The 26701-nt window shown below is 62.8% G+C and carries 28 protein-coding genes; 15 read left to right on the top strand and 13 right to left on the bottom strand.

Annotated elements, in window-relative coordinates; genetic code table 11:
* Nucleotides 1-193: 193 nt before the first annotated feature.
* Complete coding sequence (locus tag B9A97_RS16445) at nucleotides 194-385, bottom strand: CsbD family protein (RefSeq protein WP_084366431.1); 192 nt, start codon at nucleotides 383-385, stop codon at nucleotides 194-196.
* 520 nt (nucleotides 386-905) lie between these two features.
* On the opposite strand from B9A97_RS16445, the gene B9A97_RS16435 reads away from it, so the two are divergent.
* The 4 genes from B9A97_RS16435 (at nucleotide 906) to B9A97_RS16420 (ending at nucleotide 5415) form a co-directional block, all read left to right on the top strand.
* Nucleotides 906-2489, top strand: a complete 1584-nt coding sequence (locus B9A97_RS16435) for a hypothetical protein (protein ID WP_084366429.1) — start codon at nucleotides 906-908, stop codon at nucleotides 2487-2489.
* A gap of 238 nt (nucleotides 2490-2727) precedes the next feature.
* Entirely contained in the window at nucleotides 2728-3927 is a 1200-nt protein-coding gene (locus B9A97_RS16430; protein WP_084366428.1) for a GGDEF domain-containing protein, read from the top strand.
* Nucleotides 3928-4283: 356 nt separating this feature from the next.
* Complete coding sequence (locus B9A97_RS16425; protein WP_084366427.1) at nucleotides 4284-4874, top strand: DUF1214 domain-containing protein; 591 nt, start codon at nucleotides 4284-4286, stop codon at nucleotides 4872-4874.
* Nucleotides 4864-5415, top strand: coding sequence for a DUF1254 domain-containing protein (locus B9A97_RS16420; protein ID WP_084366426.1), 552 nt, complete (start codon nucleotides 4864-4866; stop codon nucleotides 5413-5415). Before B9A97_RS16425 ends, B9A97_RS16420 begins: the two co-directional genes overlap by 11 nt.
* A 478-nt stretch (nucleotides 5416-5893) precedes the next feature.
* Here the strand turns inward: B9A97_RS16420 and B9A97_RS16415 are convergent, their stop codons facing one another.
* Nucleotides 5894-6103 (bottom strand): hypothetical protein, encoded by a 210-nt coding sequence (locus B9A97_RS16415; protein ID WP_084366425.1) that lies wholly within the window; start codon nucleotides 6101-6103, stop codon nucleotides 5894-5896.
* Nucleotides 6104-6585: 482 nt separating this feature from the next.
* Between B9A97_RS16415 and B9A97_RS16410 the strand changes: the two genes are divergently transcribed.
* Nucleotides 6586-7632 (top strand): DUF2336 domain-containing protein, encoded by a 1047-nt coding sequence (locus tag B9A97_RS16410; RefSeq protein WP_084366448.1) that lies wholly within the window; start codon nucleotides 6586-6588, stop codon nucleotides 7630-7632.
* 260 nt (nucleotides 7633-7892) lie between these two features.
* Entirely contained in the window at nucleotides 7893-8414 is a 522-nt protein-coding gene (locus B9A97_RS16405; RefSeq protein ID WP_084366447.1) for a TIGR00645 family protein, read from the top strand.
* 24 nt (nucleotides 8415-8438) lie between these two features.
* On the opposite strand, the gene B9A97_RS16400 is transcribed toward B9A97_RS16405, so the two are convergent.
* Nucleotides 8439-9293 (bottom strand): LysR substrate-binding domain-containing protein, encoded by an 855-nt coding sequence (locus B9A97_RS16400; protein ID WP_084366424.1) that lies wholly within the window; start codon nucleotides 9291-9293, stop codon nucleotides 8439-8441.
* A gap of 95 nt (nucleotides 9294-9388) precedes the next feature.
* Here B9A97_RS16400 and B9A97_RS16395 point away from each other — a divergent pair, with 95 nt between their 5' ends.
* Nucleotides 9389-10690 carry an aspartate aminotransferase family protein gene (locus B9A97_RS16395; protein ID WP_084366423.1) on the top strand — a complete coding sequence of 434 codons (1302 nt, stop codon included), beginning with the start codon at nucleotides 9389-9391 and terminating at the stop codon, nucleotides 10688-10690.
* Between the two features lie 153 nt (nucleotides 10691-10843).
* Here the strand turns inward: B9A97_RS16395 and B9A97_RS16390 are convergent, their stop codons facing one another.
* Nucleotides 10844-11419 carry a TetR/AcrR family transcriptional regulator gene (locus B9A97_RS16390; protein WP_084366422.1) on the bottom strand — a complete coding sequence of 192 codons (576 nt, stop codon included), beginning with the start codon at nucleotides 11417-11419 and terminating at the stop codon, nucleotides 10844-10846.
* 2 nt (nucleotides 11420-11421) lie between these two features.
* Nucleotides 11422-11886: a nuclear transport factor 2 family protein gene (locus tag B9A97_RS16385; protein WP_084366421.1), complete on the bottom strand. Its 465-nt coding sequence runs from the start codon at nucleotides 11884-11886 to the stop codon at nucleotides 11422-11424.
* Between the two features lie 284 nt (nucleotides 11887-12170).
* On the opposite strand from B9A97_RS16385, the gene B9A97_RS16380 reads away from it, so the two are divergent.
* Entirely contained in the window at nucleotides 12171-12449 is a 279-nt protein-coding gene (locus B9A97_RS16380) for a hypothetical protein (protein WP_084366420.1), read from the top strand.
* Between the two features lie 229 nt (nucleotides 12450-12678).
* On the opposite strand, the gene B9A97_RS16375 is transcribed toward B9A97_RS16380, so the two are convergent.
* Entirely contained in the window at nucleotides 12679-14430 is a 1752-nt protein-coding gene (locus B9A97_RS16375; RefSeq protein WP_143530518.1) for an MFS transporter, read from the bottom strand.
* 418 nt (nucleotides 14431-14848) lie between these two features.
* Between B9A97_RS16375 and B9A97_RS16370 the strand changes: the two genes are divergently transcribed.
* A complete protein-coding gene (locus B9A97_RS16370; protein ID WP_084366418.1) occupies nucleotides 14849-15601 on the top strand; it encodes an MBL fold metallo-hydrolase in 753 nt (250 codons plus the stop codon).
* A gap of 5 nt (nucleotides 15602-15606) precedes the next feature.
* On the opposite strand, the gene B9A97_RS16365 is transcribed toward B9A97_RS16370, so the two are convergent.
* Nucleotides 15607-16416, bottom strand: coding sequence for a hypothetical protein (locus B9A97_RS16365; RefSeq protein WP_084366417.1), 810 nt, complete (start codon nucleotides 16414-16416; stop codon nucleotides 15607-15609).
* Nucleotides 16417-16577: 161 nt separating this feature from the next.
* On the opposite strand from B9A97_RS16365, the gene B9A97_RS16360 reads away from it, so the two are divergent.
* The 3 genes from B9A97_RS16360 (at nucleotide 16578) to B9A97_RS16350 (ending at nucleotide 18171) form a co-directional block, all read left to right on the top strand.
* Nucleotides 16578-16919 carry a DUF1491 family protein gene (locus B9A97_RS16360; RefSeq protein ID WP_084366446.1) on the top strand — a complete coding sequence of 114 codons (342 nt, stop codon included), beginning with the start codon at nucleotides 16578-16580 and terminating at the stop codon, nucleotides 16917-16919.
* Nucleotides 16920-17000: 81 nt separating this feature from the next.
* Complete coding sequence (locus B9A97_RS16355; RefSeq protein ID WP_084366445.1) at nucleotides 17001-17552, top strand: dihydrofolate reductase family protein; 552 nt, start codon at nucleotides 17001-17003, stop codon at nucleotides 17550-17552.
* A 106-nt stretch (nucleotides 17553-17658) separates the two neighbouring features.
* Complete coding sequence (locus tag B9A97_RS16350) at nucleotides 17659-18171, top strand: DUF4405 domain-containing protein (RefSeq protein ID WP_084366416.1); 513 nt, start codon at nucleotides 17659-17661, stop codon at nucleotides 18169-18171.
* Nucleotides 18172-18275: 104 nt separating this feature from the next.
* Here B9A97_RS16350 and B9A97_RS16345 read toward each other — a convergent pair whose 3' ends face one another.
* The 3 genes from B9A97_RS16345 to B9A97_RS16335 form a co-directional block, all read right to left on the bottom strand.
* Complete coding sequence (locus tag B9A97_RS16345) at nucleotides 18276-19724, bottom strand: methyl-accepting chemotaxis protein (RefSeq protein WP_084366415.1); 1449 nt, start codon at nucleotides 19722-19724, stop codon at nucleotides 18276-18278.
* A 123-nt stretch (nucleotides 19725-19847) separates the two neighbouring features.
* Nucleotides 19848-20963: a peptidoglycan-binding domain-containing protein gene (locus B9A97_RS16340; RefSeq protein ID WP_084366444.1), complete on the bottom strand. Its 1116-nt coding sequence runs from the start codon at nucleotides 20961-20963 to the stop codon at nucleotides 19848-19850.
* Nucleotides 20935-22464, bottom strand: coding sequence for a sensor histidine kinase (locus B9A97_RS16335; protein WP_179145308.1), 1530 nt, complete (start codon nucleotides 22462-22464; stop codon nucleotides 20935-20937). The genes B9A97_RS16340 and B9A97_RS16335 overlap by 29 nt, the downstream gene beginning before the upstream one ends.
* Before the next feature lie 471 nt (nucleotides 22465-22935).
* Between B9A97_RS16335 and B9A97_RS16330 the strand changes: the two genes are divergently transcribed.
* From B9A97_RS16330 to B9A97_RS16320, 3 genes are all read left to right on the top strand, one after another.
* A complete protein-coding gene (locus tag B9A97_RS16330; RefSeq protein WP_084366413.1) occupies nucleotides 22936-23406 on the top strand; it encodes a DUF5330 domain-containing protein in 471 nt (156 codons plus the stop codon).
* A 230-nt stretch (nucleotides 23407-23636) separates the two neighbouring features.
* The gene (locus tag B9A97_RS16325; RefSeq protein ID WP_084366412.1) at nucleotides 23637-24083 is read left to right on the top strand and encodes a SufE family protein; all 447 of its coding nucleotides are present in this window, start codon (nucleotides 23637-23639) and stop codon (nucleotides 24081-24083) included.
* 50 nt (nucleotides 24084-24133) lie between these two features.
* Complete coding sequence (locus B9A97_RS16320) at nucleotides 24134-24760, top strand: histidine phosphatase family protein (RefSeq protein ID WP_084366411.1); 627 nt, start codon at nucleotides 24134-24136, stop codon at nucleotides 24758-24760.
* 23 nt (nucleotides 24761-24783) lie between these two features.
* Here the strand turns inward: B9A97_RS16320 and B9A97_RS16315 are convergent, their stop codons facing one another.
* The 3 genes from B9A97_RS16315 to B9A97_RS16305 all read right to left on the bottom strand — a co-directional run bounded on the left by B9A97_RS16315 (nucleotide 24784) and on the right by B9A97_RS16305 (nucleotide 26698).
* A complete protein-coding gene (locus tag B9A97_RS16315; protein WP_244564260.1) occupies nucleotides 24784-25767 on the bottom strand; it encodes a DUF6456 domain-containing protein in 984 nt (327 codons plus the stop codon).
* Complete coding sequence (locus B9A97_RS16310; protein WP_084366410.1) at nucleotides 25649-26062, bottom strand: helix-turn-helix domain-containing protein; 414 nt, start codon at nucleotides 26060-26062, stop codon at nucleotides 25649-25651. Before B9A97_RS16310 ends, B9A97_RS16315 begins: the two co-directional genes overlap by 119 nt.
* Before the next feature lie 207 nt (nucleotides 26063-26269).
* A complete protein-coding gene (locus B9A97_RS16305) occupies nucleotides 26270-26698 on the bottom strand; it encodes a Ros/MucR family transcriptional regulator (RefSeq protein ID WP_084366409.1) in 429 nt (142 codons plus the stop codon).
* Nucleotides 26699-26701: the final 3 nt, after the last annotated feature.

Here is a 26701-nt window from a genome sequence, read left to right as displayed (position 1 = left end):
CACCGATCACCTCCTCAGACCCCCGCCAGACAAACCCAAAAACCACAACCAGTTGGTCTTCAAATGGACCGGAAATTAAACCGGACAGCAGTGGGTCAAGCCCGACCATGACGGAGCGCAAGCGGTACCGCAAAAAACCAAAAGGCCCGCCTTGCGGCGAGCCCCGGTCAATTTACCATCTGGGCAGACGGCTTTAAGCCTTATCGATGACGTTCTTCACCGCGCTCTTGGCTTCGCCCTTGGCCTGCTGGGCATGGCCCTTGGCTTCCTGGACGGCGCCCTTGGCCTTCATGCTGTTGTTGTCGGTCGCATCACCGACGGCCTGACGTGCCTTGCCGGCGAGTTCGTTGGCCTTGCCGGAAACCTTGTCTGCAGTCGCACCCATGTGAAATCTCCTTTTTGCCAGCGGTACCGCACGGCCTCCCAAATCGCCACCCGGTCAAACCGCCGGGAAGGTCCATCGTCAGCCGTTTGACGATCCGCTTGCAGGAATAATGCGTGGGGTGGGGAATGGTTCCGTTGGGGGGCGACCGACCATTCCATCTCGCCTAGATCATGCTGAGCAACAGATATAGCAAAGCACTAGTTGCCATCACTCGGCGTGGTGACACATCGAAAAGCGATGCTATAAGGCAAAGTAGCGCAAAGACGAAGTTTATGCCTGCTTCCGTTGGCAGCCATGTGATTGTTTTCACCGCCAGATCGGCAGCTTCGCCTATGTAAACCAGATATTGTATTAGCCACGTCATCCCGTTATCCTTTCGGGGATTGCGGCAGGCCCGCCTGTTCCAAGGTCGTGTCATGACGACGGGATAATGGCAGCTAGGAAGCGCGGTGTCGGGAGTACAGAGTTCCAACCAGTTTCATGCCACAGTTGCATAAAGTTACATGAAAGGCGCTTTTCGTTGCCGGAACTTCCATCTGAGACTTTGCAAGCGTTCGGTAAGGCGGTGAAAGCAGCCCGCGTGCTGAAAGGCATGACACTGGATCAAGCGGCATTCGTGGCCCTCAAGCGCGATAGCGCCAAGGGCTATTTCTCCCAAATCGAAAATGGAAGGCGGAAAATTACGCCGCGAACAGCCGGAAGAATCATAACGGCGCTGGAAATGGATAAGGCTCTCCTGCAGCCGTTCTTAGGCGACGATGAAATCGCGGAGGATGAAGTAACCAAGGCCGATACTGACGCTGAAAAATTGATCGAGAAGGCACAGGCGGACGATGCCGGTATTGTGACCGGGGAACGCCTGCTGATCGACCTGGCCTATGATTTTGCTGAAGGTCAACACAATGATCTGTTCACCGCTTACAAAGGTCTGCGTGCGGCTCTCCAAGCGGCAAAGGAGCTGAAAGAGCAAGGCAACTTGCCACAAAACACGTCATCGCAACTGGATGCGGTATTGCGCCGGGTTTCCGAGATGAATGACAAGGGAGACCGGGACGGGGCGGCCGAGTTTTTGGCAGCAGAAGGAAAACGGCTAGATGCGGAAGCCGAAGCGTTGTTCAACGCGCAACTGAAACAAGACCGCGTAAGAAACCGACCCGATCTTGCTGCAAAACGGTTGGGCAAACATACCGCCCGAAAAGCTCATGAAGCCGGCGAAAAACGGATTGTAGCAATTGGCAAATTGATCCACCAGTACTTAGAAGACGGCGACAAAAAGGGAGATACATTTACACTGCAGGTAGCGTTGGAAATGGCTAAAATAAACACTGACGCGGCAAGTGGTAACTACCGGGCACACGCGCTCGTTCTACTTGGCTGGTGCTATTTTAGACTGGCGGAGCGATCTTCCGAAAAAGGTTTACTGAAATCAGCACAGAATGCGCTTCAGGCGTGTCTGCAAACAACAGACAAAGCAATACAGCCACATACTTGGACAGCAGCCCAAAGTGGTATTGCGTCGGTGTTGCTTGAGATCGGCGAGCGCAATCGCGACGAGGCTATTTTGGTTGAGGCGGTCTCTGCTGCGCGTGCGTCGCTGGACACCGCCGATAGACACAACAACTTAGGCATCGGAAAACTATGGAGTCTACTCGGGGTCGGCCTCCAGAGACTTGGACAATGCACCAGCGACCCGGTGCAGTTGGAAGAGGCAAAGATATGCCTAACCAAGTCTATTTCACTTACGTATAAAACCACCGATTCGCATATTCGGAAAGGCATGTATACAAACTTGGGGGTAGCCTTGCGCTGGTTAGGGACACTCACTGAAAATGAGGAGATGCTGCACCAGGCGCGGGAAGCTTTTCGCGAATGTGAGTCTTTCGACTTTCGCGAAGACGCTCCAATGCTTTGGGCCAGAAACCAGTGGAACATCGCCGATTTGGCCCTAGCCCACTTCGCTCTTGATCCTGATCCTGCGTTGTGGTTTGAGGCGAGGGACTATGTCACGCGGGCACGTGATTTTTTCGCAGAGGGATCAGAGTATCAAACCCAGCGATGCGACGAACTAATCGCTCGGATCGATGCTATTGAGGCCGCGGCCTGAATAGGTCATTTTCACTGGCAAGGCGGCGATTGCGACGTGGAACAGCAGCGTCTTTCGCATACGCTGACCGACCGGCCGAAAGGCGCAAACTCCCCCCGTTCACCCTCCCTTAACCATCCCCCAAGTACCGGGTGGAGACCTCTCCCCGCCTCCCCAAATTTAAGGTGCAATTAATTCTCCGCGCCTTAATCATCTGGCACCGGTGTTGCCGGCCTGCCCCACAGGAAATGGATGACCCATGGACACTTGGCTTGGCCTTGACGCCCGCCCCCGCATGAACGCGGACGAGGCGGCGACTTATGAGCGGAGGCGTGCGCATGGGCGCAGCCGCGAGTTGGTGCAGACCACCATCAAGGTCATGTTCTTCTATCTCGCCTGCGTGGTGGCCGACATGGCGCTGCTGGGCGATGTCACCGTGCTGTCTGTTGCGCTGCGCTTCGGGCTGATGCTGCCGCTGGCGGCCATGTTGTTGATCTATCAGCTGAAAGTCAGGCCGATCCGGCACAAGGAATATGTCACGCTCGGCTTCATGCTGGCGGCAAACCTGGCCTGGTGCGTGATCACCGTTGCCAGCGACAATCCCATGGCGATCAACTATTTCTATGCCGCCGTGCTGTTCCAGATGGTGGTGACGATCGGCATCCGCGCGCCGTTTCGCGCCAGCCTTGCCGCAACCCTTGCCTGTTTCCTGATCAATTACGGCTTCATCAGTTTCGTCGCCGGCTGGGACCCGATCCACGGGCTCTATCACCTCGCCATCTACATCCCGACCGTGGTGCAAACCTTGATCGCCAGTTACCAGCTGGAGGCCGAGCGGCTGATCAATTTCGTGCAGATGTATGAAAACGAGACATTGAAGCAGGAATTGTCGCGTCAGAACGATGTGCTGGAACGGCTGGCGCTGACCGATCCGCTGACGCAATTGCCCAATCGGCGTGGCACGGATGCCGAAGTGGCGCGGCTCAGGGCGCATCTGGCGCCGCGCGAGATTGCGCAGACCGCGATCCTGATCATCGATGTCGACCACTTCAAGGCCTTCAACGACGGCTATGGCCATGCCGCCGGCGACGACTGTCTGGCGCGGGTGGCGCGCGTCATGCGCCGCGAACTGCCCGGATATGCTCATCTCGCCCGCCACGGCGGCGAGGAATTCCTGGCCGTCATTCCCCATTGCGGGCCGGAAACCGCCGCCCGCCACGCCGAAAGCCTGCGCCGGCGGGTGCGGGCGGAAGCCATCGCCCATGATCATGCCGGCGGTTCGGCCCGGTTCGTGACGATCTCCATCGGCGCCGCCTGCGGCTCGATCGCCACCGATGCCGCGCTGGACGACCTGCTGCAATCCGCCGACCGGGCGCTCTACGCCGTGAAGGCTGACGGCCGCAATGGCTGGCGGCTGGCCGAAACGGAAGACGACGGCCGCGCGCTCGGCGTGGGTTGAGGGAAGTAAAAACAGTAAGATAAGACCCTCTCTGGCCTGCCGGCCATCTCCCCCACAAGGGGGGAGAAACGCTGGGGTCGGCCACTCGCCCAGCGTAGGACAGTTGGAGAGGCGCGAGAGGGTTCGGCTGGGTCTTCTCCCCCCTTGTGGGGGAGATGGCCGGCAGGCCAGAGAGGGTCTTTTCCCTTGCACAGCAGGCCAGCGATGGGCGTGAGATGGATTGCAACGAACGCGATGGCCAGCACGCCAGCAAGGGCAATTCACGCAGCGACACCACCACACCGTCACCTGCCCATTTCCCTCCAGGCCGAATCAGTGATACCCGTCGGAGCGGATCGAGAGGGCTTTAACAAGACGTGTTCCGGGTACCATTTCTCATAGCCATAGCGCTCGCGATCGCCTTCGGCGGCGGGATCTGGTCGACGCTGGCCGCGCTCAATGCGTCTGCCGGCTTCGGCGCGATCCGCATCGGCGCATGGAGCGCTTTTCCGCAGGCGCAGACCGCGGATGCCGATCCCTATGCCAAGAGCCATCGGGCCAAGGCCGGCCGCCTGCTCTATGGCGTCGCCGAGGGCCTGGCCTTTACCGCGACGACGGATGACGAGGGCGTGGCGCTGACCGGGGCCTGTTTCTACCGCATCGCCGGTGCCACGCCGACCGCGCGGCTGTGGACGCTCTATGCGGCCGATCTGCAGGACATGCCGCTGTCAGGCGCCGTGGAACTGCCGAATGCGGTCAATTCCCGCACCGTGCTGCGCGAGCGTGACGGGCGTTTCGCCATCTCGGTCTCGACCCGCGCGCGGCCGGGCAACTGGCTGGCGCTGCCCGCGGCCACGCCCTTCAAGCTGGTGCTGACGCTGCTCGACACGCCGGCTGCCGGCAGTTCCGGGCTGGTGGGGCTGGATATGCCCGCAGTCACCAAGATCGGGTGCGGCAATGGGAATTAAGATCCTGGTCGCAGCGTTTACGGGGCTGATCGGTGCCGCGCTGCTGCACATCGTCATCATCCTGACCCTGCCGCAATTCACCGGGCGGGACGCCTATACCCGCGTGCTCGACAGCGGCCCGGCCAATCGCTTCATCACGCTGGACGACCGGCCGAATGCGGCGGGCCTTGCCAATGGCGATCCGTTTCTCAGGGTCGCTGTGTGCCATTTCAATCTCGGCGCCATGCCGGTCCGGCTCATGGCGCGGGGCGACACGACCTTCTGGTCGCTGGCGATCTTCGACGGCGGGGCCAACGAGGTGTTCAGCATGACCGACCGCACCTCGGTCGACGGCAATCTCGACCTGCTGATCGCCTCGCCGGTGCAGGTGAACCGCATCCGCAAGACCTCGGCCGCCCTGCTGGCGCAGTCGATCCTGGTGGAAATGCCCCGGGATGCCGGCTATGTCGTGCTGCGCGTGATGGTGCCGCAGCCCAGCTTCGAAGACGCCGCCAGCGATTTCCTCTCCGAGGCCGCCTGCTCGCCGGTGGCGGGGCTGTAGCGGCAAGGGGATTTGGGGTTGGGAGATTTTTCTAAGGCGTTTGGGCTCGGAATACCCGCCTTGGTTTGCGCTGATAGCTGTATTTGAAGTGGGTTAGCCGACACCGGAGCTTCGGGCTTCGTGACTGGACAGCCCCCTCGCCGTGGCGCTCGGAATACCCCCCTCTGGCTTGCCAGCCATCTCCCCTCAAGGGGGGAGATCGACTCGCGGTCGATGCCTCGCCATGAGTTGTCGGCGCTTGGTTTGCGTTAATTGCGAGCGAGCGGTATCGGCAATCGGATCTCCCCCCTTGAGGGGGAGATGTCCGGCAGGACAGAGGGGGGTAGGACGAAACACAACGTCAGGCGTTACATGACCGCCAAACCAAAGGCGTACGACAAAATGCGCGGGCCACGGCTGTGGAACGCCAGACCATAGAAAGCCCGCGGCGCAATCGCATACCGTTATCGATCACCCAAACCCCGCCCCTACCGACGTATCAGCAGGGTTTCGGGTCCTCGGCGGGGCCGCCGAGTTGGAGCGGGCCGCCGGTCAAGGCGCCGGTGACGATCTCCGTCGGCTTTAGCCAGCCCGAGGGTGCCTCGTAGCGGACGCCGGTGAACATCAGGATTTCTGCCACCACGGGTGTCTTGTCCGGCCGGGTCGGCCGTTTCGTCATTCTGTCCATGATCCTTACGATATCTGCCATATCAGTCTCCACGGCTATCGCGAGAGGGATGAATGACGACTGATTTCATCCTGCCCCCTTTTCGGGAGCGGGCACATCCCCGCAAAGATCAGGCCCTCTGTTCCCGGCTGTGGTGCGGGAACTGCAAGGCTCTGGCCTGCCGCAGCAAGCGCGCCCGGCAAGACAAAATTACCGGGAGGCTGCGGGGCGGCGACCATGCCTTGAGCGACGGCAGGAGGGCGCGCGAGCCATGGGCTCTGAGGCGCAATCGCAATGCCGGCGCAGGACCGGATTTTCTCCGGGGCAGTAGCGCCTTTCTCACAGGCGAAACCGGGATGGGGCTAACATTGCCCTCATTTCCGGGCACGCCACTCATAATAGACCATGCCGGGACAGCCGGACACGAATCATGCCCTCATAAAGCCATAGGTTAGTTAACAGCTTGCTAACATATTTGCTCTATTTTGAACCGGTGTGTGTATTGCGTCTGGTTGGGTGATTCCGTGAGTGAAGAGTTTCGCGCGTTGGAGCGGCCGCAAGCCGAGAGGAAGAAGGACTTTATACTGATGGCGACGGTCAGCAGTTTCGAAGGGCTTGGCCACCCGACCAAATCGGAGCTTCGCCAGTTTGCTGAACTGTTCTCTCCCCTGTTCCAGGCGTCGAGCGAAGAGGCCAAGCGCGATGCAGTCGCTGCACTCTCCCAATGCGAAACCGTGCCGCGCGCCGTCGCAAGCTTCGTCGCCAGCCAGCCGATCGCCATTGCCGCTCCCTTCCTGACCTCCTCCCCCTGCCTGGATGACGATCTGCTGATCATGGTGGCCCGCACGCAAGGGCCTGCCCATGCGCGCGCCATCGTGCGCCGCGAAAACCTGTCGCCTGCGGTGATCGATGCGCTGGTCAGCCTGCGCCACAGCGAGCGCACTGATGGCGGCCGCGCCCGCCCGCCGCAAAAGCCCAAGGCGGAAAAGCCGCCGATCGCCGCCCCGCTTGCTGTATCGGCCGCGCCGCAGTCGGCCCCGGCGGTTCCCGTGCAGCAAAGCGCCGGGATCAGCCTTGTTTCGACGCGCACGGCCGACGACCGGGACGAGAACCTGCGCGACCGGCTGAAGCGGCTGGCGCGCCACATTCACCGGCCTGCCGCCGACCGGCTCGGCATGCGCACGATTACCCCGGTGCAGGAGGCGCTGTTGGTGCGCTTTGCCCGCACGCGCGAACCGCATCACTTTGCCACCACGCTTGCCGATGCGCTGTCCGCCAGCCGCTGGCTCTCGGAGCGGATCATGCTTGATGTTTCGGGCCGACAACTGGCCGTGACGCTGACGGGTGTCGGCATGGGGCACGAGGACGCCATTTCGGTGCTGACACTGCTCTACCCGCATCTCAGCCGAAAGGCCGGCGGCGTGCTGCGGGCCGAGGCGCTGCTGACCGAACTCGATCCGCAGGAATGCCACGACCGGGTGGAAGCCTGGCGCCGCGCCGACAGCTACACCTTCCAGCACGAACAGCAGGACAACACCGCGACAACGGCACGCCGGGCACCGGCCCGCTGAGCGGGAAGAGACGAGAAACATCCGTCATGCCTTCCTCGGCTTAAACCCGAGGATGCGTCGGTATACAGCGCGATCAAGTCCTTGATCGCCACAGCACTCGTAGGCCGCGCAGCAGGATTCCGGTCTTCGGCGGAGTGACGGGGACGATGGAGTTGTTGGTCACGTCCTGCTTGGTGAGCTGTCTGCTGTGCTGCCGCTATTGTCCTATCGGCTGATAGCGTAGTATGGCCGCAGAACACCCCCTCTTTGATGGATCCGCCATGAAATCGATGGAACTGCTGATCGAGAAAATCATCCTGTCGAGCCGCTGGATTCTCGTCGGCTTCTATCTCGGGCTGGTCGCGGCGCTCGCCGTCTATGCCGTGTCCTTTGGCTACAAGTTCATCAAAATCGCCCAGAATGTCTTCGTCTATGAAGACTTCGAGATGATCCTCGCCATGCTGGCGCTGATCGACGCGGCGCTGGTGGCGAGCCTGATCGTCATGGTGATGATCTCAGGCTACGAGAATTTCGTCAGTCGCTTCGACGAGGCCAATGACGAGGTGTCCTTCCTTGGCAAGCTCGATGCCGGCAGCCTGAAGATCAAGGTTGCCTCTTCCATCGTCGCGATCTCCTCGATCCACCTTCTGCAAGTCTTCCTCAACGCCAACCAGTATACCGACAGCAAGCTGATGTGGCTCACCATCATCCACCTCGCTTTCGTCGTCTCCGCTGTGATGCTGGGCTATCTGGAGGTGATGATGAACGGCAAGAAGAAGTCCAGTGACGCCGACAAGATCTGAGGTACCGCTACCCTTATCCCACCGTCACAGCGCTGGCAGCAGGCCTCGCACATGGGCGTCGAAAGCGCGGGTGATAGGGGACGCGCGCTTCTCGTCCATCAGGACCGTCATTCCGATGCTCGGCAGGTCGGGCAGCCCCCAGGACGGCGGCAGAATGCCGAGATCCGACGGCACCGCGGAGCGCGTCAGCACGGCGATTGCCTGACCGGAGCGCACCACCGCCAGCAATCCCGACAGGCTGCCGCTGGAATAGGCGAGCTGGTAGGCGCGGCCGGTCCGTTCCAGCGCCGCGATCGCCCCGCGGTGGTCGAGCGTATCAGGATCGCCGAGCGCCAGCCGCAGCGGCTCCGGCCGATGGCCGTCATCATTGCGCAGCCCCACCCAGACGATCTCCTCCTGCCGAAGGATCGGCCGCGGCGAGGTGAGCGGCACAGAGGTCAGCGCGAGATCCAGCACGTTGCGGTCCAGCTGCCGCACCAAACGCGGGGTGGAGGCGCAGACCACCTCGATGATGACTTGGGGATGCAGCGCGGCGAAGCTGCGCAGCAGCGCCGGCAGGAAGGCATCGGCATAATCATCAGGGCAGCCGAAGCGCAGCGTGCCGGACAGGCTGCGGCCGGAAAGCTCCGCCAACGCATCGTCATGGGAGCGCAGGATGCGCCGGGCATGGGCGAGAAGCCGCTCGCCATGGACCGTCAGCGTCACGCCGCGGCCGGTGCGGTAGAGCAAGGGCTGTCCGACGATCTCTTCCAGCCGCTTCATCTGCATGCTGACCGCTGCCTGGCTGCGGCCGATGCGTTCAGCCGCACGGCTCAAGGCAGCGGTTTCCGCGACCAGGGAGAAGCAGCGCAGGAGGTCGATATCGAGCTGGGTGGCCATAAGATTTTCTGAAGTCGCAATTTAGAACTATAAGCTACCATGAGGATGCCCCGGTCTCTAGTCTAGCCAAAACCACAAAGGGAACAGGAGCAGTCATGAGCAAAAATGCCGATCCGGACTTTTGGGCACGGGCACAAAAACATCTGGTCCGCTATGGCGGCACCTTCGAGCAGTTGATCATCGAGCGGGCCGAGGGCAGCTTCGTCTATGATGCCGATGACCGCCCCATCCTCGATTTCACCTCGGGCCAGATGAGCGCCATCCTCGGCCACGGCCATCCCGAGATCGCGGAGGTGGTGTCGGAGCATATCCACAATCTCGACCATCTGTTTTCCGGCATGTTGACGCGGCCGGTGGTGGATCTCGCCACCGAACTGGCGCGGCTGGCGCCCGGCGGGCTGGAGCGCTCCATGCTCCTGACCACCGGCGGCGAGGCGAATGAGGCGGCGTTGCGCATGGCCAAGCTCGTCACCGGCGGCTGGGAGGTGGTGAGCTTCGCCCAGTCCTGGCACGGCATGACCGCCGCTGCCGCGGCCGCCACCTATAGCCACGGCCGCCGGGGCTATGGCCCGCCGACCGTCGGCTCCTTCGCCATTCCGGTGCCCAATGCCTATCGCCCGGCCTTCGAGAAAAACGGCGCGCCGGACTGGCAGGCGGAACTGGACTATGCCTTCGCGCTGATCGACCAGCAGTCGACAGGCAATCTCGCCGCCTTCATTGCCGAACCGATCCTGAGCTCCGGCGGCATCATCGAATTGCCGCAAGGCTATCTCGCCGCGCTGAAGCGCAAATGCGAGGAGCGTGGCATGCTGCTGATCCTGGATGAGGCCCAGACCGGCGTCGGTCGCACCGGCCTGATGTTTGCCTGCGAGCGCGACGGCGTGGCGCCCGACATCCTCACCCTGTCGAAGACGCTCGGCGCCGGCCTGCCGCTCTCGGCCATCGTCACCACAGCCGAGATCGAGGAGCGCGCCTTCGAGCGCAAGTTCCTGTTCTATACCACCCATGTCTCCGATCCGCTGCCGGCGGCCGTGGGCCTGAAGGTGCTGGAGATCGTGCAGCGCGATGCGCTGGTGGCCCGCGCGACGGAGGCCGGCGCACGCTTAGGCGACGGGTTGCGCTCCCTGCAGCAGCGTTTCGATTGCATCGGCGACGTGCGCGGCCGCGGACTGCTGCTCGGCATGGAAATGGTGGCCGACCGGCACAGCAAGACGCCGGCACCCGAGCTTGGCGCCCGCATCAGCCGGCGCTGCATGGAGCTTGGGCTTTCCATGAACATCGTGCAACTGCCCGGCATGGGCGGCGTCTTCCGCATCGCCCCGCCGCTCACCGTCTCGGACGAAGAGATCGACATGGGCGTGGAGATCCTCGGCCGCGCGATCGCCGAATCGGTGTGAGCGGGAGGGGGGCGAAGAGGCGGCGGTCGCGGCCGCCTCCTAATTTCACTACCGAGGGCGGGTTGCCAAAGTTCTGTCACGTCTCCCTGCGGACGCTTTGCCAAAACTCACGCCGCTGGCCTTTGACACCCGGTGAAACGTCGATGTTCCCTCTTAGTTAGAGGTATCGTTTTCGATCACCAATCGTCCTCGGAGTTGGTCGATAGCCCGTTGGAAAACGGCTGGATCGTCCATTGCCCGAGAAAGAACAATTGCCCCTTGGATAGCGAGAACTGCCTCTTCCGCGAGGACGCGCGATTGATCGGCTTCACGGCCCTGCCGCATAAGCGCTGACTGCAATGCGTCCACCCAAGCAACGAAATAACCTCGGATAGCCTGCGCGAAGAGGTCACGTGTATTGGATACCGCCAAGGCACCGACGAGGCACACGCGCTGGCCGGACCTGAAATACTGGTCGGCAGAGTCGAGCATTGCACCGATGGCGCGATTGACATCGCTTTCGCTGCGCAACGGGGAATAGACGGCATTTTCGAACCATTGGCCGATTTCGTCGAGAACAGCCCGCACCATCTCTTCCTTTCCGTTCGGGAAGAAGTGGTAAAGGCTGCCCTTGCCGAGGCCGGTAGCCTTGCCGATCAGGGCAAGGCTTGCGCCTTCATAGCCGTGTTCGCGGAAAACTTCAGCCAACGGTGCTATGGCGTCCGTTCTTTCAGCGACCATACGCGCCATGATCAGAGACCCAGATCGCTGAGGCTGGGGTGCTCATCCGGCCGACGGCCAAGAGGCCAGTGAAATAAACGATCACTTTCAGCAATCGGCATTTCATTGATGCTCGCGTGCCTGTGCGCCATCAGGCCATCCTGTGCGAATTCCCAGTTCTCGTTACCATACGCGCGGAACCAGTGGCCGCCGTCGTCGCGATACTCATAGGCGTAACGTACCGCGATGCGGTTTCCGGTGAAAGCCCACAGTTCCTTGATGAGACGGTATTCGTGCTCCTTGTTCCACTTACGTGTCAGAAATGCCTGCGCTTCTTCGCGATTGCCCGCGAATTCGACACGGTTCCGCCAGCGGGTGTCGAGCGTGTAGGCGAGAGCGACTTTCGCCGCGTCTCGAGTGTTCCAGCCATCTTCGGCCAACCGAACCTTTTCGATTGCACTTTCGCGGGTGAAGGGGGGAAGTGGTGGACGTGACATTTCTAGTTCCTTGTTAAATTGACGGACTGTACCGATCGGTAATAAATTTACCGATCGGTACAGTCTCACAGATGCCCTCTGCCGTCAAGCAAGCCCCGATGCCCGCACAGCCAACAGCACTTTCAGCCCGAAAATCTAATTCTGCCAAAGTAGTGCTAGTTCCCGGCTTGCCCCTTGCTTTGACGCCGCTGGCCTTGCAGAACTGAGCGACTATTTGGCGCGCAGACCCGCTGATGCTGCCCTGTCTGGGTGGATCCGGCGGTCGACCTGGAGGATGGAACGCGATGGACCTGCTGATATCTCAACTCGCTGACCCCTTCCGCATCGGTCTGCTGTTCTTCCTGATCGTGACGGCGGTGCGCACGCGGGCAGCATCGGGCTTTGTCGTGCCGCTGGCGCTCGGCGTCGTCTTCGTCGCCATCCTGCTGCCGATGACCACCGCATCGAGCGCCACGACGGACCGCACGCTGGCGATTGCAACGGGTATCGCTGCAAACGCGATCATTGTCGGCGTTCTGCTGTTGGGCTGGACGATCTGGAACAAGGCGCGGCGCCAGGGCTGATCCGGCTCCCTACCTCCGGCAGCGCGGATAGCGGCTCAGGCTCCTGATTAAGCACAAACCCGACTTCACGCTGCGGGCCGCCGTGGCGGTGAACTGTTTGTGCCGGCCAAAAGACCACGGCCAGCTTCACCAAGAGCCTTACCCCCAAACGAAAAAGCCGGCGGCATCGCTGCCACCGGCTCCCCGTGAGGGTGAAGGCCGACCCGTTCGGGCCGGCCTTGTCTTTCGGTTACTTCGCGTCGTCGGCGAAGATGTCCTTCTTGTGGGTGTTGCCCGGCACGAACAGGGCGCCGATCACGACCGTCACCGCTGCGATCATGATCGGGTACCACAGGCCGCCATAGACGTTACCGGTCTGGGCGGAGATGGCGAAGGCGGTTGCCGGCATCAGGCCGCCGAACCAGCCGTTACCGATATGGTAGGGCAGCGACAGGCCGGAATAGCGGATGCGGGTCGGGAAGAGTTCGACGAGCATCGCCGCGATCGGGGCATAGACCATGGTCACCAGGATGATGAGGTAGGTCAGGATGAGCACGACTGCGAGCTTCTGGCCGGAGAAGATGTCGAAGAAGTGCGCAGCGCGGATGACGGTGGTGTTTTTGTCTGCCGAGACCGGATAGCCGGCGGCGGTCAGGGCTTCGTTCACCGACTTGGTGAAGGCGGCAGGCGTCGCCTTGACCGCGTCGCCGGTCAGCGTCGATACGTCGTAGGACGGAATGACGGTTTCGCCGATCTTGACCTGTGCCGTGGTGACGGCCGGATCCTGCACCGAGGTGTAGTTGACCGAGGAGCGGGCGAGCGTCGACTTGGCGATATCGCAAGACGAGGTGAACTTGGCGGTACCAACCGGGTTGAACTGGAACGAGCAGTCGCCGGGTGCTGCGGTTACCGTCACGGCGGTCTGCTGTGCGGCATGCAGGGCCGGGTTGGCGACCTTGGTCAGCATCGGGAAGACGAAGCTGTAGGTAGCAGCGGCGATGGCGCAGCCCGCCAGGATGATCGGCTTGCGGCCGATCTTGTCGGACAGCGAGCCGAAGAACAGGAAGCCGCCGGTGCCGAGGATCAGCGACCAGGCCACCATGACGTTGGCCGTGAAGCTATCGACCTTGATGACGTTCTGCAGGAAGAACAGGGCGTAGAACTGGCCGGAATACCAGACAACGGCCTGGCCTGCGACGAGGCCGAACAGTGCGATGAGTGCGAACTTGCCGTTCTTCCAGGTACCGAAGGCTTCGCGCAGCGGTGCCTTGGAGGCTGCACCCTCTTCCTTCATCTTCTTGAAGGCGGGGGATTCGTTCATCTGCATGCGGATATAGAGCGAGATCAGCAGCAGCACGATCGAGCCGAGGAACGGAATGCGCCAGCCCCACAGGTCGAAGGCCTTGATCATGCGCGGGGTGCCATCGGGGTTCAGCACGGCAGCACCGGCCGCGTCGAGAACCGGGGTCGGATCCCAGTTGGCATTCACGTAGCTCTGCACCGAGAGAATGACGATCAGCGAGAGCAGGAGCCCGAGCGTCGCCGTGGTCTGGATGAAGGAGGTGAAATAGCCGCGCTGATTCGCCGGAGCATGTTCAGCCACGTAGACGGCTGCACCGCCATACTCACCGCCCAGCGCCAGGCCCTGGAGCATGCGCAGGATGATCAGGATGACCGGCGCCGCAGCCCCCCAGCTGCTGTAGGAGGGTAGAAGGCCGACCAGGAAGGTCGACAGACCCATGATCAGGATGGTCATGAGGAAGGTGTATTTGCGGCCGACGATGTCGCCCAGCGCACCGAAGACCAGCGCGCCGAAGGGGCGCACGATGAAGCCTGCGGCGAAGGCCAGCAGCGCAAAGACGTTTCGCGTGGCTTCCGGAAACGCCGTGAAGAACTGCGCACCGATGATGGCGGCGAGTGAACCGTAGAGATAGAAGTCATACCATTCGAAAATGGTACCGGCAGAAGAAGCCATGATGACTTTCTTCTCCTCGGCCGTCATGGGACGTGATCTGTCCCGTGCGCTCATTTCAATTGCTGCCATTTGTCCTCCTCCCTGACGGCCGATCAGCAAGACATGCTGGTACGGAGCCGCCAGACTCAATCAGGGTTGTCAGGATCGTGTAACAAGGTCTTGAGACAGCGGGGATCATCTCCCTGCCATCATCTGCCGCTAACCGTCTGCGGCTTTCCGCCCACCTTGAGGTCCTCCCACGAGACGGCATCTGCCGACACCGATATTGTTAACATCGGGGCGTCATGATGCAGAGATCAACCTTCGTCTAATGGCTGTGGACGACGGGTGCGCTCGCGCCCGCCCGGCAAGAGGGTCTCTCAGAGGCTCCGACAGGCCCCCTTGCCCGGTTGCGCTATGCCGCCGGCTGGTGCAGATGTGGTGTCCGCAAAACAGGAGACCGCCGATGAAGTGCCAGCTGATCCGCAACGCCACCCTGAAGCTCTGGTATGCCGGACGAACGGTTCTCATCGATCCCTATCTCGCCGATCGCCACAGCCTGCCGTCCTTCACCGGCCGCTCGCCGAACCCGATGACGGAACTGCCGGTGACCATCGACGCGATATTGGAAGGCGTCGAGCTGGTCGTTGTCTCCCATCTGCATACTGACCATTTCGACGGCGTGGCCAAGGCGCGGCTGCCAAAGCACCTGCCGATCCTGTGCCAGCCCGGCGACGAGCAGAAAATCCGCGAATCTGGCTTCACCGATGTCACCCCGCTTTCCGATGTCATGACATGGCAGGGACTGACCTTCACCCGCCGCGCCGGCAGCCATGGGCTGGGTCCGGTGGTCGATCTCATGGGGCCGGTCATGGGCTTCAGCCTGACGGCGCCGGGCGAACCCTCAGTCTACTGGTCGGGCGACACCGTGCTCTATCCGCCTGTCGCCGAAACCATCGCCGCAACCAAGCCGGATGTCATCTTCACTCATAGCTGCGGCGCCCGGTGGGATGGCGACCTGATCGTGATGGATGCGGCCGAGACCGTTGCCGTCTGCCAATCCGCGCCCGCGGCCACCGTCGTCGCCGTGCATATGGAGGCGCTGGACCACGCCACCGTCAGCCGCGCCGATCTCCGCGCCGCCGCCGAAGCCGCCGGCCTTGCGCCGACACGCCTGCTGATCCCGGCCGATGGCGAGGTGTTCACGCTGGGCGGCTGATGGCGCTATAGATTGTTATACCAGTCATGCGGATCGGCCTTGACCGTCTTGCCGGCGACCGCCTCCACGGTGATCGGCTGGTGGGACGGACAGTTGACGTTCAGCCCGCAGGTGACGAAGTCCGAGTAATAGGCGCGGTAATCGGGATCCATGTTCTCAGCGCTGGCCGACTGGCGATCGGAATGGCGGGCAAAGACGTGATAGCTGCCTGGCGGAACCTTCAGCTCATACTTCGTCTCCGTCTTGGCCATGATCTTCCGGGCCGTGCAATATTGCGCCTTGCTCTCCACCCCCTCCGCGCAGACCTCGAGATCCGACGGAATGTGATCGCTGGGATAGGAAAACGTGCCTGAAATCGTGGCCGTGGCGCCCGATTCTGCCGCGGGCTCGGTCACGGACAGCCTGACCCAGACCAGCTTTTCGACGGCGGCGCGGGCGCCGCAACCGTGCAGGCCAAGCTCCAGCCGGTTGCCGGGCTGAACAATCGCCAGCAAGCCCTCCACCGCCTTCTTGCGGTCGCGCGCGGGTGTCCTTGCGGCGATATCGCCCAGGTTGACATAGCTCTCGCCAAACTCGTCCTTCAACCAGAAGCCCTCGGGCACCTTGCCCTTGCCGGCCTTGTCGACCCGCACCACCACGCCGGTGGTCTCGGCAAAGGCGCAGTCATCGCTGTCATCCAGCCCCCTGAGTTCCACCACCTGGCCATCCCGTTCGATGATCTCGACACCAGCGGCAAGGGCCTGCGCCACGGGCAGGCCGACGAGACAGGCGGTCGCCAAGCCGAGCACGGTCATGGTGACGATGGAACGGTGCATCGCAGCTCCTCCTCTGAAAGTGCTGGGGATGATGGAGAGCGTGAGCTTGCCAAACTGGACCGGGCTTGTCGATGTCCCCCGTCACTTGCCAGAACCGCTGTGACGAAGGCCATCATCCATCGCGATTTGCGCTATGCCGGCCGCTGCTCTACAAGCCTGCCATGCGCCTTCGATCCGATATCTATGTTTCCGCCCTGATCCGCCGCGTCTTTGCCGCCGGTGGCTTTGCCGCTGTCGAACGCAAGGGCATGGACCAGGCCGGTGCCATCTTCGTGCGCCGCCGGGGACGCGACGGGCTGGAAACGATCTATGCGCCTGCGCCGCAAAGCCTTGTCGATGAGGATGCGGCCGGGGATCGGCTGTTCGAGATCCGGCTGGACCAGGTGGAAGCGGCGGAGGTCGATGCCCTCATCTCCCGCGAATTGAAATGGGACAGCGATCTCTGGGTGCTGGAAATCGAGATGGACGCCGTGGGTGACCTGTTGCCGCTGGCGAAGGCTTGATCGGGCGCGGCCTCCAATCCACTTGCAATCTGCAAGTTCTATTGCTAGCCTTCCGAGCTGCGGCAATGGGAGATGTCGATCATGGGCAAGATGATCCTGGCAATGAATGTGTCGGTTGACGGCTATGTCGATGACCTCGAGGGCACGCTTGCGATGGGGCCGCCGAGTGCCGCGCATTTCCGCTATTGGATCGAGACCATCCGCGGCCATGCCGGCGCCATCTATGGCCGGCGGATGTATGAACTCATGCATTACTGGGACGAGGATCGCCCGGAATGGGACGCGCCGCAGCGGGAGTTTGCCGCGGTCTGGCGGCGAATGCCGAAATGGGTCGTCTCCAGCACCCTGACCTCGGTCGGTCCCAATGCGACCCTTGTCCGCGACGATGCCGAGGCCCTGTTCCGGCAGGTTGCGGAAGAGACCGATGGCATCGTCAGCGTCTCCGGTCCCGAACTGGCCGGCCTTGCGGCGCGGATGGGGCTGATCGCCGAATACCATCTGCACCTGCGGCCCGTGGTGCTGGGAAGCGGAAAGCCGTTTTTCCCCGCATCGACGCCACCGCTGAGACTGGTCTCCAGCACGAAGATCGACGAGGACACGCTGCATCTGGTCTATGCGCCGCGGACAGAGTGACCAGTTCGCGTCTTGCGCATTCGCAAACATGACAAGGATTTAACGGGACATCCGCGGCCGCGCGTCTTAAGCGTTTTTGAAAACGCTTATAGAGGATTGACCTGATATGCCTGCCTTGCTTGCCCGTTATGCCACGCCGCTGACCACAGGATTGTTCGTCGTCTCCCTGGTCTCCGGCATCGCCCTGTTCTTCCATTGGGGCGGCGCCGCCTTCCACGGCATGCATGAATGGCTGAGCATGGTGCTGATCTTGCCCTTCGTCCTGCATATCTGGAAGAACTGGCGGCCGTTCCTCAATTATTTCAGGCGTTTGCCCATGGCCATCGCTCTCGGTGTCTCGCTCGTCGCCTCGCTTGCCTTCGCCTGGCCGTCAATCACCGGAACGGCGTCCAGCACGGGCGGCAATCCGCAGTTTGCGGTGATCAACCGGGTCATGGCCAGCACGCCCGCCAAGGTGGCGCCGATCTACGACCAGACGACGGAATCGCTGGTGGCGCTGCTGAAGGAAAAGGGCTTTGCCGCCGCCGAAGCCGACAAGCCGCTCGCCGAAATCGCCACCGCCTCCGGCAAGCAGACCATGGACCTCGCCGTCAGCCTCGCCTCGATCCGAAAGCCCTGACGCCAAGGCGTCACTGATGTGACATGGTCTCTCGTCATGCCGGATCATGTTACACGCTGTCCGCCGTCGCCCCCCGGACGAAATACGTCGTGGTCCCTGCCCTGTCAGACCCGGATGGCGAGCCGCAGGCCGCCCCAGTGGCGGCCGCCGACGGTGATGGGGGCGGAAATGTCCTTCATCAGCACGAAATTGCCACCGCCCATGTCGCGGCGGTAGGTCTGGACCAGGAAGGGTGCTGTCGAGCGGCCGGCGGAAAGCCCGACGCGGTCGTTGAAGATGCGGCGGTTGCGGCAATTGGCGGTGTTCCAGACGGAATCGCCCGGCCGCTGCGGTTGGGCGAATTTCTTGTTGTGGGTCGGCAGGTAGCCGTTTTCATCGACCGCGGCGCAGAAGCCGATGCGATCGCTGATGGCCAGGATCGGCTCCTGGATCGGCGGCAGCAACTGGTCCGTCAGCTCGGTGAAGGCGGTCATGACCTGGACCGGGTCGGTGCCTGGGATCGGCCGATAATTGCGGTCAAACAGCTGGTTCATGCTGATGCGACCGGATTGCACCGCCCGCTCGAAGGCTTCGGAAATGGTGTCGGCAATCTCCACGGCCTTGTTGATCCACGGGCTGTCTACTGTCTCAATGCCGGCGCTGGCGGTGAGCTGGATCAGCATTTCCGAGAGATTGACGACCTTGTCGACACGGGTGGAGGCCTGGGTCAGGGCGGCATCCGACTTCAACACGTCAGCTGCCATGCCGCCGAGCGTGGTGACGAAATCGGCGCATTGGCGGCTCACCGTCTCGGTGGTGCAGGCCATGGCCGAGGAGCCGTCGAGGATGCGGCTGATGACCTGCTCCATGGAGCCGAAGGACTGGTTCATCGCCTGGGAGGTTTCGCGCACGCCGAGCGCGCTGCCATTTGCGCCGCGGCCCGCTTCCGCCAGGCGGCTGATCTTGACGCGGATGCCATCAAGGATCTGCTGGATAGAACTGGTGGCCTGGGAGGTCTGCAGTGACAGCGCCCGGATTTCCGACGCCACCACCGCAAAGCCCTTGCCCGCCTCGCCGGCGCGAGCGGCTTCGATGGCAGCATTGAGCGCCAGCAGATTGGTCTGCCGGGCGATGCTGCCGATCTCCTCAGCGACCTTGTCGACATCCGACAGGGACTGGGAGAAGGTGCCGATCTCGCCCGAGATCTGGTTGGAGGCCGTGACCATCAGGTCGATCTGGCTGACCGCGCCGCTCATGCGCGTGGCAGATTCCGTCAACATCTGCCGGGCGCGGCCGGCCATCTCGTCGGTCTGGCGCAGAGAATCGGCAATGGCATTGTTGGTGTCGGCGATCGTCAGCGCCGCCTTGGTGACCTGGTCGAAGGTCGCGGCATGGCGGTGCGACATGGCAGCCATGTCCTGGATGGTGCCGGCGATATCCACGATGTCGATGCCGAGGCTGGACGCTTCCCGCGACAGCCGCAGGATGATGTCGCGCAGATGCGCCGCCTCCACTGCGGGGGCCGTAGCGTCCTGTTCGGCGTCATAGCTTCCGCTCGTCTGGGCCAGACTCATCAGGTGCAATCCTCCATTTCAGGGAGGAAGTATTGCCCGTTATGGTTAAAAATTCGGAAATCCGAATATATTGCACTGCCGAAATGGCAGCGTTTCCGGGTTAGACGAAAGGCGTAGGGCGGTTCAGAGCGCGCCGATGTCCTTCAGCTTCTTCAGCACCTGCGGATTGGGCTCGCCGGTTTCCGGCAGGCGGTAGTGACGCTCGAAGTGACGGATGGCGGCACGGGTCTGTTCGCCGGCGACGCCATCGATGGTGACATCGGCATAGGCGATGTTCGACAGGCCGCGCTGGATGGACATGGTCAGTTCCGCATCGCCGGTGATCTTGGCCACGGTTTGCGAGACATCATCGGGTGCGGCGGCGACCCGCTGGGCCGGCGGCTGGGCGGAGCGATTGAGTGCGGCCGATTGCGGCGCATCGGGGGCTGGTGCGGTGGCCACGGGCTTGTCAGGCGCCGGCTTGGTGGCCGTGGGCTTGTTGGGCACGGGCGCCGGCGGGATCATCGGCGCAACGGGACGGCGCTTTTCGGCATCGCGAATGGCGGCGGCAACCGGATCTTCCGCGGAGGACAGGCTGTCGGCGGTCGGTCGCTGCAGCGGCACGGTGGCGGGTTCTGCTGTTGCGGCCGCGGGTGTCGCTGCCGCCTGCCGGCGCGGTGCCGGGGCATCCCCCTGAAGCGCGGCCAGAAGCTCGGGCGTGGCGAGGCCGGTTTCGGCAAGGCCGACCTGACGCTGGTAGGCGGTGATGGCGGCGCTGGTGCCGCGGCCGCTGACGCCATCCACCGTGCCCTGGTAGAGCTTGCGGTTCAACAGCTCCTGCTGGACGGCGCGCACGAGGGCTGGATCATCCTGCCGCTCGATGATCGCGGCAAGATCGTCCTGGGCTGCAGCGGGCGGCTGCCCGGCAGCGCCATCAGGCTGGCTGCCCTCGCGCTCGATGCGGAAGGTGGTGACCGTTGCGGGGTCGGGCTCGATCATCGGCGAGCGCCGCAAGCCCGCCATGGCGGTGAAATCCTCGCTGTCGCGGGTGCGGAAGAAGGGCTGGGGATGGCGACCCGGCTGATACCACAGGGCATTGGCGGCCACGACGCCGAAGACGACGACGAATGCGGCAATGCCGCCGGCCTGCGCCGGCCGGCGCACGACAGCACCCATCAGCGCCGAAGCGGCGCGCGAGACGAGACCACGCGGCTTGCGCGCGGGCTTCTTCTCAGGCGATTTTCGCTTTCGCTGCGTCATGCAGGCCCACATCCTTCATTGCATTCGGTGCGGCTGCCGGCGCTGCACCGAGTCGCGGCGGAAACTCCACCGTATTGCTGTTTGCACCGCCTGCCGCGAGATCCGCCGCACCGGAGCCATCGGCCGGCAGCGTGACCGTCACGACCGTGCCCTCTCCGGGCTGGCTGGCGATGGCGAAGCTGCCGCCATGCAGGGCCGTCAGGCCCTTGACGAGCGAGAGGCCGAGGCCCGACCCCTCATAGCGGCGGTTATATTCGCTCTGGATCTGGGTGAAAGGTTGACCAAGCAGCGCAATCTTGTCCGCGGCAATGCCAATGCCGGTATCGCTGACGGAGAGCTTCAGGTCACCGCCGTCCAACACCGCATCGACGATGACGGAGCCGCCGGCATCGGTGAACTTCAGCGCATTGCCGACGAGATTGATCAGCACTTGGCGGATGGCGCGCTGGTCGGCGACCACCTCGCTCAAGCCCCGGCCGATGCGGCTGGTCAGCACCACGCCCTTTTCGCGCGCCTGCAGACCCAGCATGTTTTCGCAATCGGCGACCGTGCGGGCGATATCGAAGGGTTCCAGCATCAGCTCGTAGCGGCCGGCCTCGATCTTGCTCATGTCGAGCATGGCATTGACGACCGACAGGAGATGGGCGCCGGACTGGTGGATCAGCTGCACATATTCACGCTGGCGATCATTGGCGAGCGCGCCGAAATATTCGCCACGAAGAATGTCGGAAAAGCCGAGGATGGCATTGAGCGGCGTGCGCAGTTCATGGCTGACGGCGGCCAAGAAGCGGGTCTTCGCTTCATTGGCCTGCTCCGCCTCGGCGGCAACGCGGGCAGCGTCGCTGCGGATCGCAAGCTCGGTCTCGATATCGAGGAGCTGCACGACGACCGATTCCAGCACGCCATCGGCATTGCGCCGGCCGGTCATATCGACGCGCACATTCATGAACTGGCTCTGGTCGAGCCCCAGAAGCGGCCGCTCCAGCCGGATATCGACCACGGCGGCATCCGCGCCTTGGCGCAGCTCGTCCAGCTGGGTGGCGAGCGCGATCCGGTCCGAGACATGGACCTGGTCGACAAAGGGCCGGCGGAAGGCATCGCGCAGGAAGGGCATGAAGACATCGCGGTCGCGCCCGCCCGCCCGCTGCACATGGCCCTGCGAATCAAGGACCAACATCAGGCCGGGGCAGAGATCGAGCGGCAGGCTCTCCTGATCCGGCGTCGGCTGCTGGCGGCCCGATGGCAGGCGCGAGAGGCCGATGACGACGACCGAGGTGACGAGGAAGGCGGCAACGACCACGGCGACGCCAAGCGGCAGGGCGACGGCGGGGCTCAGCAGGAAGGCAAGAACGCCGGGCACGAGAAAGAGCGGCAACGCGAAGCAGATGACGAGATGACGCAGTGCCACGACCTCATGGCGATCGGCTTCCATGCCACCGCCGATGCGGGCCAGATATCGCTCCGCCAAGCGATCCAGGATCGCCGTCGCAGTTCCAGCCATGTTACTCGGTACACTCACGCTACAGTCCGTAAAACGGTTCAATTTCAATGCTGACCATAGGCGTTGGCGGCTTAAGGAAAAGATAAGGCAAGGGGCCCGGAAAGCCCCGGTTTGGGCCGGAAATGCCCGTTTCGGGACAATCGGAGGGGGCTTTGGCATTCGTGGTTAATGCCCCGTAACGGCCCGTTTCGAGACAGGTTTAGGGGTGCCGTTAAGACTTGCGGCGCGGGCTCCCGCGCTATCCCCTGCAAAGCATGGAGCGCGCCATAATTATGCTTAACATCGACCGGTAAAGCTTGATGCAAATGCAAAAGCGCGGGGGAGATCTGCGGCATTTTAGTCAAATTCGCCGAAAAGCCGATCGAGTTTCGCAAACCGATCTTACGACCCGGACGATAGCTTCTCTCCAACAAGCCGGAACAACCGGCACGAAGCTGCCTTATAGCGGCGACATGGGATGGATTTTGGACGATGTGGTTTCTGATCAAGGGAACATTCTGGTTTTCCATGGTGCTGGTGCTCCTGTCCTATTTCGGCAAGCCGGAGGACACGGAACTGGCAGCAGCGCCCGGGATTGAGATCGGTGATGCCATTGCGGCGGCGACCGGCGCCTATAGCTACATTGCCTCCATCTGCGTCGAAAAACCCGATGTCTGCGTCCAGGGCGCCGAAACGCTGCAGGCCATCGGCCAGCGCGCCAAGGCCGGTGCCCTCGTCGCCTACCAGATCCTTGATGAAAAGCTTGCCGAAGGCCAGCCTGGCGAGGGCGCTCCTCTTGGCCAGCCCCCTGTTGGCCCGGCTACTGACGATACCGTCGCCTCGGCAGAGGGCGTGGGATCCCTCGGCGATGCGCTATCCGACGAAGTGGTGACCGGCACCGTTCGCCAGCCCTTGACGATTACCGTGCATGTGCCGGTTCCACAGCCGCGACCCGGCTCCTGAACACCTGATCTTGCTTTCCGGCGCGGCCCTTTGCCCCGCCACCACCAACATGTGCGGGGACGCCGTCCCTGGCTACCCGCGCCTGTCATGCCTGTCCCGCATGTTCAACTTCAGCTCGCGCTGGCCCGCGGGGAACTTCGGTTCCTCGCGGTTTTTTTCGTCTGCGGCCATGGTTCATTTCGACAGCGCTTTGCCCTATATCGGGGTCAACATGAAACGACCGGTGTGCCATGGCCTCGCTTGAGCAGATTATCGATGACTTTGCCTATCTCGACGACTGGGAAGACCGCATGAGCTATGTGATCGAACTCGGCAAGGCGCTGCCCGACCTGGCGCCCGAGCAGATGACGGCGGAAAACAAGGTTCAGGGCTGCGCCAGCCAGGTCTGGCTCGTCAGCCATAGCGACGGCGATGCGGCCGATCCCGTCATGACCTATGAGGGCCAGTCGGACGCCCATATCGTCCGCGGCCTCGTCGCCATCGTGCTCGCCATCTATTCCGGCAAGCATGCCTCCGAAGTCGCCCGGCTCGACGCGCTCGATCTCTTCGGCAAGATGCGGCTGATCGAATATCTCACCGCCCAACGGGCCAACGGCCTGCGCTCGATGGTGAAGCGTATTCGCGAAGAGGCGGCGATGACGGTGGGGGCGGCGGCCAGCGGTCCGTCGGTTTCGTGATCATTCCGGCATGATCTCCGTCGTCGCAGTCGCCTGACTGGGAGCGCCCTATGAAAAACCTGTTCGTCGTTACGCACACGCAGTCCATCCACCATGTCGAGGGAAAAGTGGGTGGGTGGTATGACACGGGTCTTACCGAGAAGGGCCGTGACGATGCCGCAAAGACAGCAGACCGACTGCTCGACTGGATAGCCCATCAGAATGTGGAGATCTACTCATCTGACTTACAGCGGGCCATGCAGACTGCCGCCGTGATCGGCGATCGCTTTGGTCAGCCGGTCGCGGCAACCGCTGCGCTGCGGGAAATCAGCTACGGCGTGGCCGAGGGACAACCGCAGGCATGGCTGGATGAACGCTATGTGCCTGCACCCGATAACGACAGGCTCGACCATCGCGGCGGCATCGAGGGCGGTGAGACACGCCGCGAGGTGGCCGAGCGCATCTATGCCTGGCTCGACCCTGTTCTGCAGCGGGATTGCGACACCCAGATCATCGTGACCCACGGCTTTGCCCTGACACTGGTCATCTGCGCGTGGATGAAACTGCCGATCAATGGCTGCGGCTTTGCCTCCTTCCCTGCCAAAGGCGGCAGCATCACGCATCTGAAACAGGATGATTTCTTCCGCAGCAGAGCAGTTCTGCGCCTGGCCGACACCTCGCACCTATTGCCGCAATAGGTATTCGTGCAAGGCGCAGCCCCCTACCCCAGCACCGGCCGAAAGTCCTCCGCGCCCCAATGACGCGCGTTCGGTCTTGCGACCGGCGGCTGGTAGTGGCGGGCGAGGGCCAGGAGGGCCGCGCGCAGCATCAGCTTGGCGGAGCGTGCGGGCCATTGGCGTTCGCGCTCCACGGTTTCCAGCCCCTTGGCGAAGCAGCAGACATCGAGCGCCACGCCGGAGAGTTCCGGCCCCATGGCTTCGATCGCGAGACTGACACGGCGGCGGGCGGCCATGGCGCTGTCGGAAATGTCGGAAGCCGTGGCCTGGCCCGGTGCGCGGCTGGAGAGGCGCGGCTCCCAGGAGGCGGTGATCCGGGGCTGAAGCCCGCCGCGCTCGAAATCGGCGGCGAGCCGTTCACCGGCCTCGATGGCCTCGGGGCTCAGAAACGGCTCCCCGGATTTCTCCTTGAGCCGGGCGACGGCACCGAGCGGCGATTCGGTGAGGTTGCGGCGGACCGATTGCAGCACGCCCTCATGGCGAAGCTGGACCTGCGCCTCCTCGCGATGCTGGACCTGGAATCGCTCTTCCGGATCGCCTTCGGCCAGGGCGCGGCGCAGGAAGGCGCGGGCCTCGCTGCCCGCCTCCAGGCGATCGTCGCGCCGGTGCAGCAGGCCGCGCGCGACGGCACCGGCCAAAAGCGCGGCCGCATGGCTGGTGCGCGTGCCATCGGCGGCGGTAAGCACCACGTCGGCCCCATTCTCCGACGCGACCTCCACCGGTGCGGACAGGACGAGCCGCAGCAGGCGCAGAAGCGAGCGGCGGCCCGCCTGTTCGCCAGCCTTTGCTGCGGTGACCTTCTGCCCCCTGCCCTGGCCCGGTGTGGGCCGCTTGAGCCTCTTGCCGGTTTCAGCCATGGAACACCCCCGCCTGCGGCTCGACCAGACGGCGGGCCACCCGTTCCAGCGCCGAGACAAAGGCCTCAAAAGCCGGATCGTCGCGGCGGTCTTCCACCACGTGGCAGGCATGGCCGACCGTCGTGCGATCTCGCCCGAAAGCGCGGCCGATTTCGCTGAGCGACAGGCGCAAGACGACATGGCAGACATACATGGCGATCTGCCGGGCATGGCAGGCGAGCCGCCGGCGATCGCGACGGGCGGCGCGGTCTCCCGCGGTCAGGGCCAGCATCTCCTCCGTCATCTGCCAGATGGCAGCGCAATGGGAGAGATGCAGCGGATTGATGGGCGTCGTGGCATCAGGTTCGGGCGGATAGACAGGCGGCGCGAGGGGCGGAGCGAGCGCGGCGGCAATGGGTGAGGACATTATGAATACTCCCTAGGAATAGGAATTAATTCATATACCCTAGCGAGGAACCGGGGATGAGCCAAGCACCATTTTCAGATCATGAGCTTGATGATATTGAGTTTCCGCAGAAATCCATCCCCGGTTGAGGGAATTTTTTCCTCGCACAAGACATTAAAAAAGGCCGGCTTCGTGGAAAGCCGGCCTTGATATCTGCGACCTGATCGCTCAGCGCGAACGCTTGCGCCGCTGGCCGAGGCCCATTTCCTTGGCCAGGCGCGAGCGCGCTTCGGCATAGGCCGGTGCCACCATGGGGTAGTCGACCGGGAGGTCCCACTTCTCGCGATATTCTTCCGGTGCGAGGCTGTGATGGGTCATCAGGTGGCGCTTGAGCGACTTGAAGGCGCCGCCGCATTCCAGGCAGATGATCTGGTCGTCCTGCACCGAACGGCGCACGGCAACGGCCGGCTTCTGCTTTTCGATTACCGAAACCATCGGTGCCGGCGCAGTCGTATTGCTGAGCGCGGCATGCACATCCGATATCAATCCCGTCAGTTCCGCAACCGGCACGACATGATTGCTGACATAGGCAGCAACGATATCGGCCGTCAGCTCGACCAGGAGATCCCGGCCGGCGCTGTTAGAGGTTTCACTCATTGT

The sequence above is a fragment of the Rhizobium sp. RU36D genome, from assembly GCF_900176345.1.
In the GTDB taxonomy this organism is placed as follows: Bacteria; Pseudomonadota; Alphaproteobacteria; order Rhizobiales; family Rhizobiaceae; genus Allorhizobium.
The sequence above is the reverse complement of the archived record's forward strand: the minus strand, read 5'-3'. Positions and strand labels throughout refer to the sequence as shown.